A 13,697-nucleotide genomic window follows, 5' to 3' on the forward strand; every position below is an offset into this window, starting at 1 on the left:
GTGCAACGTCCCGCGCAGGAGAAAGCGCCAGATTTCCCGGCGCATAGGAGGAAAAATGATTGGTCGTCTTAACCATGTTGCAATCGCTGTTCCGGACCTCAAGGCAGCGGCGGCGCAATATGAGAACACGCTCGGGGCCAAGGTCGGCGCACCGCAGGACGAGCCCGATCACGGCGTGACCGTGGTCTTCATCGAGTTGCCCAATACGAAAATCGAACTGCTCTACCCGCTGGGCGCGAACAGCCCCATCAACAGCTTTCTGGAAAAGAACCCTTCGGGCGGCATTCACCATATGTGCTTTGAAGTCGATGACATTCTGGCGGCGCGGGACAAGCTGCAAGCCGAGGGTGCGCGTGTTCTGGGCACCGGCGAGCCGAAAATCGGAGCGCATGGCAAGCCTGTTTTGTTCTTACATCCCAAGGACTTCAACGGCTGCCTGATCGAGCTGGAACAGGTCTGACCCATGAGCGAGGAGATCGCTGCTTTATTTGCCAACGGGGCCGAGGTGGCGCTGCGCGTGACCCCCAAAGCCTCGCGCAATGCGATCCTCCTCGCCGAGGACGGGCTGCGGGCCTATGTGACCACCGTGCCCGAAGACGGCAAGGCCAATGCCGCCGTCACCAAGCTTCTGGCCAAGACGCTGGGCGTGGCGAAATCGCGCCTTACGCTGCTGCGTGGCCAGACCAGCCGCCAGAAAGTGTTCCGCCTCGATTGAGGGAACCTTTTCCCACGCCCGTCGTTTTCCTTTCAAATCACAGGAGGAAACGACATGGACCTCATTCGCATCATCGTGGCGATCATCCTGCCGCCTTTGGGTGTGTTCCTGCAAGTGGGACTGGGTAAACAGTTCTGGATCAATATCTTGCTGACCATTCTGGGCTACATTCCCGGCATCGTCCATGCGGTCTGGGTGATCGCGCGCACTCCCAGCCACGCCTGAGACCCCGCAAGACGACAGGATCAACGATTGTGAAAAAGGGCCCCAAGGGGCCCTTTTCTGATGTCGTGATAGAGGGCGGGATTACGCCGGAGCTCAGTCCTGCGGGATCACGCGCAGGTTCAACTCGCGCAGCTGCTCGTTCATCGGCTCCGAGGGGGCCCCCATCATCAGATCTTCGGCGCGCTGGTTCATCGGGAACATGATGACTTCGCGAATGTTCTGCTCTTCGGCCAGCAGCATCACGATCCGGTCGATCCCTGCCGCGCAACCACCGTGGGGCGGAGCGCCATATTTGAACGCTTTGACCATACCGCCGAAACGCTTCTCGACTTCGGAATGCGGATAACCCGCGATCTCGAAGGCCTTATACATGATCGCCAGATCGTGATTCCGGATCGCGCCCGAGATCAGCTCGTAGCCGTTGCAGGCAAGGTCATACTGATAGCCCAGCACATCCAGCGGGTCGCCATCCAGCGCTTCCAACCCGCCCTGCGGCATCGAGAAGGGGTTGTGGCTGAAGTCGATCTTGCCCTCGTCGTCTTTCTCATACATCGGGAAATCGACGATCCATGCGAATTTGAAGCAGTCCTTCTCGGTCAGACCCAGCTCTTCACCGATGACATTGCGCGCACGCCCCGCCACGCCCTCGAAGCTTTCGGGCTTGCCGCCAAGGAAGAAGGCCGCATCGCCCTCGCCCAGACCCAACTGGCTGCGGATCGCCTCAGTGCGTTCGGGGCCGATGTTCTTGGCCAGCGGACCTGCGGCCTCGACCGAGCCATCCTCGGCCTTGCGCCAGAAGATATAGCCCATGCCCGGCAGACCCTGCTCCTGCGCGAATTTGTTCATACGGTCGCAGAACTTGCGCGAGCCGCCCTTGGGCGCGGGGATGGCGCGGATCTCGGTGCCTTCCTGTTCCAGCAGCTTCGCGAAGATCGCAAAACCGGAGCCTGCGAAATGCTCGGAAACCACCTGCATCTCGATCGGGTTGCGCAGGTCGGGCTTGTCCGAACCGTATTTCAGCAGCGATTCCTTATAGGGGATCAGCGGCCATTCGCTATCGACGCGCTTGCCTTTGCCGAATTCCTCAAACACGCCTTGAATAACGGGCTGCACGGCGGCAAACACGTCTTCTTGGTTGACGAAGGACATCTCGACATCGAGCTGGTAGAAGTCGGTGGGCGAACGGTCGGCGCGCGGGTCCTCGTCACGGAAGCAGGGCGCGATCTGGAAGTAACGGTCGAAGCCCGCGACCATGATCAGCTGTTTGAACTGCTGCGGCGCCTGCGGCAGCGCGTAGAATTTGCCCGGATGCAGACGCGAGGGCACAAGGAAGTCACGCGCGCCTTCGGGGCTGGAGGCGGTGATGATCGGCGTCTGGAATTCGTTGAACTTCGCATCCCACATGCGGTTGCGCAGGCTGCGCACCACATTCGAGCGCAGCATCATGTTATTGTGCAGGTTCTCGCGGCGCAGGTCGAGGAAGCGATAGGTCAGGCGCGTCTCTTCGGGATAGTCCTGTTCGCCAAAGACCGGCAGCGGCAGCTCGGCGGCCTCGCCCAGCACTTCGATATCGCGGACATAGACCTCGATCTCGCCGGTCGGGATCTTGGGGTTCACAAGCGAGGCATCGCGCAGCTTCACCGACCCGTCGATGCGGATCACCCATTCCGAGCGCACTTTTTCCAGCGCCTTGAAGGCGGGGCTGTCGCCATCGCACAGCACTTGCGTCATGCCGTAATGGTCGCGCAGGTCGATGAACAGCACGCCACCGTGGTCTCGCACCCGATGCACCCAGCCCGACAGGCGGACGGTTTCACCGGCATTGGCCGCGCTCAGATCGGCGCAGGTATGGGAACGATAGGCGTGCATGTGACTTCCCTCAGTGTTTAGGCTCGCGAAATCGGCCCATGAAACATGGGCGTTCGGCTCTGCGCCGATACACATTCTGGGGGCAGGAAAGTCAAGGCCGGAAGAGATTTCAAAGCCTGCCAGCGGTGCTTTCTGTGCACGGCAGGCCCATGCAGCGCGGCGGACAGGCGCTGTTACATGCCTATTTAGCGGGCAAGGAGGCAAAACACATGCATCCTGTGCCACACCGCCCGCCCTGTCCGGCAGGGATTCACACGGCCACTTCTCGATTCCTCTCTTGACGGCGCGAACACGTGCAACAGGGCCGACGCCGCGCCCCGTGCAAGCGCTCCACCCTGCAAGACAGCACGCCTGGGCCGGTTTTGCCAAGGCCCGGTGGTTACGACAGTGACGAAGGAGAGAGATGATGCCTTGGGACCATCTTATGGACCGCATTATCCGCCACATGATGCAGCGTGGCGTAAAGATCACCATAAAAGGCCCCGAACTGTCGCGCCGCATCGTGCCCAACCCCGATCTGAGCGTGGTCAGGGACGCGCCTCCGACCCGTGATGACTTCTACAATCCGCCGCTCAAGCCAATGGGCGCCGTGCCCCCCCCCCTGCACGGCAGCAGCCATACAAAACACCCAAGCTGCACGGGCTGAAATCCGCAAGGCACAGCCCGAAGGCGCAGAATAATCGGGCCGACCGATCCAACCTTCAGATCAAACCCTGCACCCTGCCGGTTTCCGGAGCGGGGCTTTTGCGGATTCCCCTTGCAAGAGGGCAGATCAGGACTTGCGCCGAGGCGCAGGCTGACTATAACCCCCAACCAATTTGCGTGAGGCCATCTAGGCCCGCGCCCTTTGTTATGCGCCGAATCGAAGGAACCGCACCATGCCGAAGAGAACTGACATCAAGTCCATCCTCATTATCGGTGCAGGGCCTATCATTATCGGGCAAGCCTGCGAATTCGACTATTCGGGCGCTCAGGCCTGTAAGGCTCTGCGCGAAGAGGGTTACCGCGTCATTCTGGTGAACTCGAACCCCGCCACGATCATGACCGACCCCCATATGGCCGATGCCACCTATATCGAGCCGATCACCCCCGAGGTCGTCGCCAAGATCGTCGAGAAGGAACGCCCCGATGCGATCCTGCCGACCATGGGCGGCCAGACCGGCCTGAACACCGCGCTGGCCTTGGCCGATATGGGCGTGCTGGAGAAATTCAACGTCGAGCTGATCGGCGCGAACCGCGAAGCCATCGAGATGGCCGAAGACCGCAAGCTGTTCCGTGAGGCAATGGACCGTCTCGGCATCGAGAACCCCAAGGCAACCATCGTCACCGCGCCGAAGAAAGAGAACGGCAAGTTCGACATCAATGCGGGCGTGCAACAGGCGCTGACCGAGCTGGATCACATCGGCCTTCCGGCGATTATCCGCCCCGCCTTCACTATGGGTGGCACCGGCGGCGGTGTGGCCTATAACCGCGACGATTACGAGCGCATCTGCCGCTCGGGTCTGGATGCCTCGCCCGTGGCGCAGATCCTTGTCGATGAAAGCCTGCTGGGCTGGAAAGAATTCGAGATGGAAGTGGTCCGCGACAAGGCGGATAACGCGATCATCGTCTGCGCCATCGAGAATATCGACCCGATGGGCGTGCATACCGGCGACTCGATCACCATCGCCCCTGCCCTGACGCTGACCGATAAAGAATACCAGCTGATGCGCACCCATTCGATCAACGTGCTGCGCGAAATCGGCGTGGAAACCGGTGGTTCCAACGTGCAATGGGCGGTCAACCCCGCCGATGGCCGTATGGTCGTGATCGAGATGAACCCGCGCGTGTCGCGTTCCTCGGCGCTGGCCTCCAAGGCCACCGGCTTCCCGATCGCGAAAGTTGCAGCGAAACTGGCCGTGGGCTATACGCTCGACGAGCTGGATAACGACATTACCAAGGTCACGCCGGCGTCGTTTGAACCGACCATCGACTATGTCGTCACCAAGATCCCGCGTTTCGCCTTTGAAAAATTCCCGGGCTCCGAGCCGTCGCTGACCACCGCGATGAAATCCGTGGGCGAGGCGATGGCCATCGGCCGTACCTTCCACGAGTCGCTGCAAAAGGCGCTGGCCTCGCTGGAAACCGGCCTGTCGGGCTTTGACGAGATCGAAATCGCAGGCGCGCCTGACAAGGCGGCTGTGATCAAGGAAATCTCCAAACAGACCCCCGACCGCCTGCGTCTGATCGCGCAAGCCATGCGCCACGGGCTGACCAATGACGAAATCATCGCGGCCACCGCTTTCGATCCGTGGTTCCTTGACCGTATCCGCGAGATCATCGATGCCGAGGCCGATATCCGCAAGAACGGCCTGCCGATGGACGAGAAAGGTCTGCGCAAGATCAAGATGATGGGCTTCACCGATGCCCGCCTTGCGCAACTGACCGGTCGCACCGAAGGTCAGGTCCGCCGCGCGCGCCGCAACCTTGGCGTTGTGGCCTCGTTCAAGCGTATCGACACCTGCGCCGCCGAATTCGAAGCACAGACCCCCTATATGTATTCCACCTATGAAGCCCCCGCGATGGGCGATGTGGAATGCGAGGCGCGCCCCTCGGACCGCAAGAAAGTGGTCATTCTGGGTGGCGGTCCGAACCGGATCGGTCAGGGCATCGAGTTCGATTATTGCTGCTGCCATGCATGTTTCGCGCTGTCGGATGCGGGCTACGAGACCATCATGGTCAACTGCAACCCCGAGACCGTCTCGACCGATTATGACACCTCGGACCGTCTCTATTTCGAGCCGCTGACGCTGGAACATGTGCTGGAAATCCTGCGCGTGGAGCAGGATAAAGGCACGCTACACGGCGTGATCGTGCAGTTCGGTGGCCAGACGCCGCTGAAACTGGCAAATGCGCTGGAAGCCGAAGGCATTCCGATCCTTGGCACCACGCCCGATGCGATCGACCTTGCCGAAGACCGCGAGCGTTTCCAGGCGCTGCTCAATGATCTGGGCCTGAAGCAGCCGGTCAACGGCATCGCGCATTCCGAGGCCGAAGCCTATGAAATCGCGGGCCGTGTTGGCTATCCGCTGGTGATCCGCCCGTCCTATGTTCTGGGTGGCCGCGCGATGGAGATCGTGCGCGATCTGGAACAGCTCAAGCGCTATATCAACACCGCCGTTGTGGTGTCGGGCGACAGCCCCGTGCTGCTCGACAGCTACCTGACCGGCGCCATCGAGATCGACGTGGACGCGCTGTCGGATGGCGAGACCGTCCATGTGGCGGGCATCATGCAGCATATCGAGGAAGCGGGCGTCCACTCGGGCGACTCGGCCTGCTCGCTGCCGCCCTACTCGCTGTCGAAAGAGATGATCGCCGAGCTGAAAGAGCAAACGGTGAAACTGGCGCTGGGTCTCAACGTCAAGGGTCTGATGAACGTGCAATTCGCGATCAAGGACGGCGTGATCTATGTGCTCGAGGTCAACCCGCGTGCCTCGCGTACCGTGCCCTTCGTGGCCAAGGCGACCGACTCGGCGATTGCGTCGATTGCCGCGCGTCTGATGGCGGGCGAGCCGATGTCGGCCTTCCCCGAGCGCGCGCCCTATCCGGCGGATGCGGGCCCCGAAGACGACCTGCCCTTCGCAGACGAGATGACGCTGGCCGATCCGATCACCCCTTGGTATTCGGTAAAAGAAGCCGTGCTGCCCTTCGCCCGCTTCCCGGGTGTGGACACGCTGCTTGGTCCGGAAATGCGCTCGACCGGCGAGGTTATGGGCTGGGACCGCAACTTCCCGCGCGCCTTCCTGAAAGCACAGATGGGTGCAGGCACCCAACTGCCGACCGAGGGCCGTGTGTTCATGTCGATCAAGGATGCCGACAAGTCGGAAGATCTGGCCTCGGCTGCGAAAGACCTGATTTCGATGGGCTTTGCGATCACCGCCACCCGCGGCACCGCCAAATGGCTGGCCGAGAAAGGCGTCGAAGCAGAGCTGATCAACAAGGTCTATGAAGGCCGTCCGAATATCGTGGACCGTATGAAAGACAGCCAGATCGCGCTCGTGTTCAACACGACCGAGGGCACGCAGTCGATCTCTGATTCACGTGAAATCCGCTCGGTTGCGCTTTATGACCATATCCCCTACTTCACCACGGCCGCCGGTTCCATCGCAGCCGTCGCCGCGATGAAGAGCCGCGCCGAAGGGGATGTAATCGTGCGTTCGCTGCAAGCCTAAGCAGCCCTGCATCCAGAAACGGGCGGCACTCCGGTGCCGCCTTTTTTATGACCTACTGCCTGTTCAACGCTTCACGATATCCGGCCAAGGAGGGCGCGAAAACGGCCTTGGTACACGCTGTCACCTCTTCCCCGAGCCCCTGCCCGAGCGTCGCGAAATCCGCCGTCTCCGCCTCGGCCAGACGCGCCTTCCACGGGTTGGCCACGTGGTCGAAATAGGGGCGCATTTCGGTGTCGGAATGGTCCTGCGCCAATTCGGCCAGCAACAGATACCGCCCGTTATCGACCCGCGCCAATTCGCGCGCGGGGCTGCCGTAAAATCCGCTGATCACCCCCGGAAGGCGCATGGCCTCGATCTGTTCAAGCCATGCCCCATAGGCCGACAGCGCCTCCAGACAGGTGGCGATCTGCTGGGCGCGCGGCTCTGCCCGCGACGGCCCGCCCAAGGCAAGCCCCGCCATCAGCATCAAGGTGCCATATCGTAAAAACATCTCTCCCTCCCGTCGTTTCGTGCCTCTCTCCCTGCCCGTCAGCATGCGCCGAAATGATGGACAAAAAATTGATAAACTCGGGTTTGTTTCCAAAATCAAAAAAGTGGGTTTGATCTGCATCAATGCGGCCCGTTGAACTTCGGCCTCATATTCACACCATTAAATATGAGGACCATTATGAGCTATTCAGACAAGATCTCCTCCATGCGCGGCGAGTTGCGGACAATGGCGCAGGCCATTCCGGACACAATGAAGGGGTTTCGCACCCTATCGGAGAATGTCGAGACAGGCGGCGTGCTTGATAAAAAGCAAAAAGAGATGCTCGCCTTGGGAATGGCGCTGGTACAAAGATGCGAGCCCTGCATCCTGTTCCATGTGGAAGCGTTCCGCAAAGCCGGTGGCACGCGCGAGGAACTGGGCGACGTGCTGGGCATGGCCATCCAGATGAGCGGCGGCCCGGGGGTCATGTATGCGGGCCACGCGCTGGCCGCATGGGACGAACTCGCAGGATAACGCGCATTCCGGATATATCATTGTCATTCCCCTTCACGGGGGGATGACATTTCCACAAAAATACGAGATTTTGGCCCCATCCCTTATGGAGATGGTCATGACCTCGATCCGAAAGCTGGTGGCCACGCTTGGCCTCGCTCTTTCTCTTGCAAGCTGTGGCAGCGGCCCGATGGTGGGCAAACTTGTCAACCCGAGCCCGCTCAACCCCGCCGATTACACAGCGCCCGGCATTCCGTTACAATTCGGCGACCGTTCCCCCCATCCGTGGGACGATCTCGCGCCTGCCAGCTATTCGGTCCACGGGATTGATGCGGCGCGCTATCAGGGGCTGGTCGACTGGCGGCGTGCCCGCAGCTCGGGCATCCGGTTCGCATGGCTCAAGGCCACCGAGGGCGGCGATTATATCGATCCGGGTTACGGGCTGAACGCCAAATCCGCCCGCTCGGCAGGCGTGGCCGTCGGGGCCTATCACTTCTATTATTTCTGCCGCACCCCGCAAGAGCAGGCGCGCTGGTATATCAGCCGCGTCAAACGGGTTTCGGGCGATCTGCCCCCCGTTCTGGATATCGAGTGGAACCATCAGTCGAAGACCTGCCGCCGCTTCCCCAATCCCGAAACCGTGCGTGCCGAAATGCGCACGTTCCTCGATATCGTGACCGCCCATTACGGCACCCGTCCGGTGATCTATACCACGGTCGATTTCTGGCATGACAATGATCTGGAGCGGCTGGGCAATTATGATTTCTGGCTGCGCTCGGTCGCCGATCACCCGCGTGACCGCTATCCGGGCGTGCGCTGGACCTTCTGGCAATATACCGGCACCGGCATTGTGCCGGGCATCGGCGGCACGGTGGACCTGAACGCATTCGCAGGGTCTCCCACCGGCTGGGCCAACTGGTACACCGCCCGCCAGCAACCCTGATGTGAAAGGCCGCCCCGAGGGGCGGCCTTTTCCTTAGCCATTCATGCGGATACGCACGTTTTCAGGGTCATGCGGGCTGTCGACGGTGACTTCCGCCGGATAGTCCTGCCCCAAGATACGCACGGTCAGCTTGGTGCCTGGCTCGGCCAGATCGGGGCGCACATAGCCCATGCCGATCTGCTTGCCGAAGGCCACCGAATAGCCGCCCGAGGTCAGACGCCCGACTTTCTCGCCATCCAGCTTGATCGCCTCACGGCCCCAGGTATCGGCATCCTCCGGCCCGTCGATCAGCAGGGTGACACACATCGCGCGGATCCCCTTGTCGAGCATCGCCTGCTTGCCGGTGAAGTCTTTCTCCAGATCGACAAAGCGGTTCAGACCGGCTTCCAGCGGGGTGGCATCGCGGCCCAGTTCGTTGCCGAAGGCGCGGTAGGATTTCTCCTGACGCAGCCAGTTCTGGGCGCGCGCACCGACCAGCTTCATGCCGTGCTTGGCACCAGCCTCGTTGAGCGCCTTCCACAGGTAACGCGAGAATTCGATGGGGAAGTGCAGCTCCCAACCCAATTCGCCGGTATAGGCCACGCGGACCGCACGCACGGGGCACATGCCCAGCTCGATATTGCGCATCGACAGCCACGGGAAGCGCTTGTTCGACAGCACGGTTTCAGGCTCGGCATCCACGACAAGCTCGTTGAGGATGGCGCGGGCATTGGGCCCTGCCAGCGCGAAGACACCCCATTGCGTGGTGATGTCGTGGATGTCGAGGTAATCACCGCCCGCTGCGCGGAAATCCTCGGCCGATTTCTTGAGGTAGTCGGCGTCGTAATCCGTCCATGCACCGGCGGAGATCAGGTAATATTCCTCCTCGGCTAGACGCACGATGGTATATTCGGTGCGGGTCGTGCCTGCGGGGGTCAGCGCATAGGTCAGGTTGATCCGGCCCACTTTCGGCAGCTTGTTGCAGGTGAACATGTCAAGGAAAGCGGTCGCACCGGGGCCACGCACCAGATGTTTGGTGAAGGCGGAGGCGTCGATCAGACCAGCCGTATTGCGGATCGCCTCGGCTTCTTCCTTGGCATATTGCCACCAGCCACCACGGCGGAAGGACCGCGCCTCATGATCGAAATTCGAGGGCGCGTCTTTCGGACCGTAATAGTTCGGGCGTTCCCAGCCATTGACCTGACCCATTTGCGCGCCTTCCGCGATCTGGGCGTCATAGTTCGGCGCGGTGCGCAGCGGACGGGCCGCCTCGCGCTCCTCATCGGGGTGGTGCAGGATGAAGACATGCTCGTAGCATTCCTCGTTCTTCTTCACCGCCCATTCATTCGTCATCCACTGGCCATAACGTTTGGGATCCAGCGAGGCCATGTCGATCTCGGCCTCCCCTTCCACCATCATCTGCGCCAGATAATAGCCGGTGCCACCTGCGGCGGTGATCCCGAAGCTGAAGCCCTCGGCCAGCCACATATTGCGCAGGCCCGGCGCCGGACCCACCAGCGGGTTGCCATCGGGGGTATAGCAGATCGGGCCGTTGAAATCGTCTTTCAGGCCAGCGGTCTCGGTGGTCGGGATCCGGTGGATCATCGACATATATTCTTCCTCGATCCGCTCTAGATCCAGCGGGAAGAGATCGGCACGGAAGCTATCCGGCACGCCATGGCGGAAGCAGGCCGGTGCGCCACGCTCATAGGGGCCAAGGATCCAGCCGCCGCGTTCTTCACGCACATACCACTTGCTGTCGGAATCGCGGAGAACGGGGTGCTCGGGATTACCGGCCTCGCGATAGGCCACCAGCGCCGGATCGGGTTCGGTCACGATGAACTGGTGTTCCACCGGAATCGCGGGGATCTTGATGCCCAGAAGCTGCGCGGTGCGCTGTGCGTGGTTGCCGGTAGCGGTGACGACATGCTCGGCATGGATGTCGATCATCTCGCCCGAGCCCACAAGGTTACCGCCCTTATCGACCATCTTCTCAAGCGTCACGATCCATTCCGAACCGGTCCACTTATAGGCATTGACCTGCAGCTTGCGCACGATCTCGACGCCGCGCTGGCGCGCGCCCTTGGCCATGGCCTGGGTCACATCGGCGGGGTTGATATAGCCGTCCTGCGGGTGGAAGAGCGCGCCGATCAGGTCGTCGGTGTTCAGCAGCGGCCAACGATCCTTCATCTCTTTGGGGGTCAGGAACTCGTGGTAGACATCGGCCGTTTCAGCGATCGAGCTATACAGCAGATATTCGTCCATCCGCTCTTGGGTCTGCGCCATACGCAGGTTGCCACAGATCGAGAAGCCCGCGTTCAGACCGGTCTCGGCCTCCAGCGTCTTGTAGAAATCCACCGAGTATTTGTGGATATGGGTCGTCGCATAGCCCATGTTGAACAGCGGCAAGAGGCCCGCCGCGTGCCAGGTAGAGCCTGCGGTCAGCTCGTCACGTTCGACAAGCATCACATCCTTCCAGCCCGCCTTGGCAAGGTGGTAGGCGATCGAACAGCCGACGGCGCCGCCACCGACGACCAAAGCTTTGACATGGGTTTTCATGGGGGCATCTCCTGTTGGCCTTTCACCCATTTCTGGCAGAAGCCCAAATCTTCGGAGCGCCGCGCCCGACCTTTGGCGGCAAAAAACGACACGGCGCCCTGTCGCGGGCGGCGATATATGGCACGGATCGCGTTTACCAATGGTTCATGAATCTGTCGCGCGGAAGGTAGGGAGAGGTTATATCAAACTTATCACAATTCGTTAGTAGCCTCTTAACCATTGAGCCCCCAATGTCCCTGTCGAGCTATCTCTCCGGACTGCTGAGTTATTTCTTCAAGCTCTGGCTCAGCCAGCAGAACAGCCCCTCCGCGCAGCAAGCGGGCACAGCCCAACCAAGCAGCGCGGTTTCCGCATCGTCTCAGGCGACAGCGACACAGGGCATGACCAGCGCGGGCACGATGGCGCCGCAAAGCGCCGCACCGACGGAAACGACCCAGATCGGGCTTGTCGTCGAATCCGCCCTGCGCGGCGAGACCGCCATCCCGCCGCAAGACAGCGCGACATATCCCAAAAGCGCCCCTGCCCTGCCCACGCCCCCCTCTGCCACCGCCCAGCCGCAGCCCCCCGGTGCGGACATCCTGCCCGCGACGGGGCTCGGCCTTGGCCTGAGCCGCAGCATCGCGGAGAATGCCGTTACCGTGCCGCTGGATGCCGACCTTCAGGATCAAGCCAGCGCGGTCTTTGCCCAGATGGGCTATGGCACCGGAAACGAAAGCCGCGCCCGTGCCTACGCGCAGGCCCGCATTGTGGCCACACGACAGGAAAACCTTATCGAGCGGCTGCGCCAGACCGCCGAAAGCTTCCTGCCTGCCGCACAAAGCCACACCGCGTCCAACCGCCTCAGCCAGACGCAGGCCGCCAAGCTTTACGAAGCGCTCAGCCCGATCTTTGCCGATGCGTTCTCGTCAATGGCGCGTGGCGGGACGCAAGTCTTCGATGCGCAGGGGTTGGTGTCCAGCCAGTTGCGCATGCAGCTTTAGAACCCCATCGGCGGGTTCCCTCTCAAGCCCCCAATATCACTGAATTTTTTGTGACCCATCCCGATGGACCCGAAAAGGGGAGGTCGGGGTTTCCCTCTTCACACAGCGAGGCGAACCTGTTCCGGCCTCCGAGAATGAAGAGGGAGAAGACATATGAAAAAGCTTCTTGCAACCACCGCAATCACCGTTATGGCCGCCCTGCCGGTCATGGCACAATCCAACGCGACCGCAGGCACCGATATGGCCCCCAAGGCCAGTGGGGGCCAGGCCAGTGCGGGCAAGGCCAGTGCGGGGGCCAGCGCCGAGACTGCGGGTAAAACATTCTTTGCCTCGGTGCCGGATGCCGTCATGGCGTCGGATTTCATCGGTAAACGTGTCTACGCGACAGCCGAAAAGACCACCGATATCACCGCACAGAGCGACATGGATGACATTGGCGAGGTCAGCGATGTCGTGATCGGCATGCGGGGCGATGTCGAGGCTGTGCTGATTGATGTGGGCGGCTTCCTCGGTATTGGCGAGAAAACCGTGGCGGTCAATCTGGATGCCCTGCAGATTGTGCCCAATGGCGATAATGCCGACGAATACCGTCTGGTCATGCAAGGCGACAAGGGCGCGCTTGAGACGGCTCCGGCCTATGATCCCGCGATGGACAGGATGGACCATGCCGCCGCCACGACCGGCAGCAGCATGAAAGCTGCGGGCAATGATGTCGCGGATGCCGCACATTCGGCCGCCGGTTGGACAAAGGATAAGGCCGCCGCTGCCGGTGCCGCCGTTTCGGGCGCAGCAAGCGAGGCGGCCGACTGGACCAAGGATAAGACCGCCCAGGCCGGCTCTGCGATGGAAAAGGCAGGCGATGACATGTCGCAGGCCGCCGATCATACCAAAGCGGATATGAAATCCGCAGCGGATACGCCGGCCAATCCCGATGGCACCCCGATCACCGACTGGACGCAGATAACGGCGCAGGATCTGAACGGGCAGCCGGTTTACGGCCCCAATGACGAAACCATCGGCAAGGTCAGCGATGTGGTGACCGATGCGGGTCAGGGCGTGACCAAAGTCATCGTCAATGTCGGCGGCTTCCTCGGTCTGGGCGCGAAATCCGTTGCGCTGACGCCGGACCAGATGGAAGTCACCAAGGGCGAGAAAGGCCTGTCGATCCACGTGGCCGCCACGCAGGACGAGCTGGAGCAGATGCCCGAATATACCGGCTGACCCCACCCGCCTC

12 protein-coding genes are annotated in these 13,697 nt (G+C 61.4%); 9 read left to right on the plus strand and 3 right to left on the minus strand.

From position 1 onward, the window contains the following. Positions 1–55: 55 nt before the first annotated feature. From mce to WDB86_RS07370, 3 genes are read left to right on the plus strand one after another with little or no spacing between them, the layout of a single operon-like run. Positions 56–460, plus strand: coding sequence for a methylmalonyl-CoA epimerase (gene mce / locus WDB86_RS07360; protein WP_406735594.1), 405 nt, complete (start codon positions 56–58; stop codon positions 458–460). 3 nt (positions 461–463) lie between these two features. Beyond that, positions 464–715 (plus strand): DUF167 domain-containing protein, encoded by a 252-nt coding sequence (locus WDB86_RS07365; RefSeq protein ID WP_339109122.1) that lies wholly within the window; start codon positions 464–466, stop codon positions 713–715. 54 nt (positions 716–769) lie between these two features. Next, positions 770–940: a YqaE/Pmp3 family membrane protein gene (locus WDB86_RS07370; protein ID WP_339109121.1), complete on the plus strand. Its 171-nt coding sequence runs from the start codon at positions 770–772 to the stop codon at positions 938–940. Positions 941–1,033: 93 nt separating this feature from the next. Here WDB86_RS07370 and aspS read toward each other — a convergent pair whose 3' ends face one another. Beyond that, a complete protein-coding gene (gene aspS, locus WDB86_RS07375) occupies positions 1,034–2,809 on the minus strand; it encodes an aspartate--tRNA ligase (protein WP_339109120.1) in 1,776 nt (591 codons plus the stop codon). Between the two features lie 403 nt (positions 2,810–3,212). Here aspS and WDB86_RS07380 point away from each other — a divergent pair, with 403 nt between their 5' ends. Further along, positions 3,213–3,455 carry a hypothetical protein gene (locus WDB86_RS07380; protein WP_406735595.1) on the plus strand — a complete coding sequence of 81 codons (243 nt, stop codon included), beginning with the start codon at positions 3,213–3,215 and terminating at the stop codon, positions 3,453–3,455. Positions 3,456–3,687: 232 nt separating this feature from the next. Beyond that, a complete protein-coding gene (gene carB, locus WDB86_RS07385) occupies positions 3,688–7,020 on the plus strand; it encodes a carbamoyl-phosphate synthase large subunit (RefSeq protein WP_406735596.1) in 3,333 nt (1,110 codons plus the stop codon). Between the two features lie 52 nt (positions 7,021–7,072). On the opposite strand, the gene WDB86_RS07390 is transcribed toward carB, so the two are convergent. Then, positions 7,073–7,510 (minus strand): hypothetical protein, encoded by a 438-nt coding sequence (locus WDB86_RS07390; protein WP_406735597.1) that lies wholly within the window; start codon positions 7,508–7,510, stop codon positions 7,073–7,075. 177 nt (positions 7,511–7,687) lie between these two features. Here WDB86_RS07390 and WDB86_RS07395 point away from each other — a divergent pair, with 177 nt between their 5' ends. Together WDB86_RS07395 and WDB86_RS07400 are read left to right on the plus strand one after the other, a co-directional pair. Beyond that, positions 7,688–8,023 (plus strand): carboxymuconolactone decarboxylase family protein, encoded by a 336-nt coding sequence (locus WDB86_RS07395; protein ID WP_339109116.1) that lies wholly within the window; start codon positions 7,688–7,690, stop codon positions 8,021–8,023. Positions 8,024–8,120: 97 nt separating this feature from the next. Continuing rightward, positions 8,121–8,945, plus strand: a complete 825-nt coding sequence (locus WDB86_RS07400) for a GH25 family lysozyme (RefSeq protein ID WP_339109115.1) — start codon at positions 8,121–8,123, stop codon at positions 8,943–8,945. Positions 8,946–8,978: 33 nt separating this feature from the next. On the opposite strand, the gene WDB86_RS07405 is transcribed toward WDB86_RS07400, so the two are convergent. Continuing rightward, entirely contained in the window at positions 8,979–11,483 is a 2,505-nt protein-coding gene (locus WDB86_RS07405; protein ID WP_406735598.1) for an FAD-dependent oxidoreductase, read from the minus strand. A gap of 230 nt (positions 11,484–11,713) precedes the next feature. Between WDB86_RS07405 and WDB86_RS07410 the strand changes: the two genes are divergently transcribed. Next, positions 11,714–12,463, plus strand: coding sequence for a hypothetical protein (locus WDB86_RS07410; protein ID WP_406735599.1), 750 nt, complete (start codon positions 11,714–11,716; stop codon positions 12,461–12,463). A gap of 153 nt (positions 12,464–12,616) precedes the next feature. Further along, the gene (locus WDB86_RS07415; protein ID WP_406735600.1) at positions 12,617–13,684 is read left to right on the plus strand and encodes a PRC-barrel domain-containing protein; all 1,068 of its coding nucleotides are present in this window, start codon (positions 12,617–12,619) and stop codon (positions 13,682–13,684) included. The last annotated feature ends 13 nt before the right edge of the window (positions 13,685–13,697 follow it).

The organism is Thioclava sp. GXIMD4215, from assembly GCF_045291555.1.
Classification (GTDB): Bacteria; Pseudomonadota; Alphaproteobacteria; order Rhodobacterales; family Rhodobacteraceae; genus Thioclava; species Thioclava litoralis.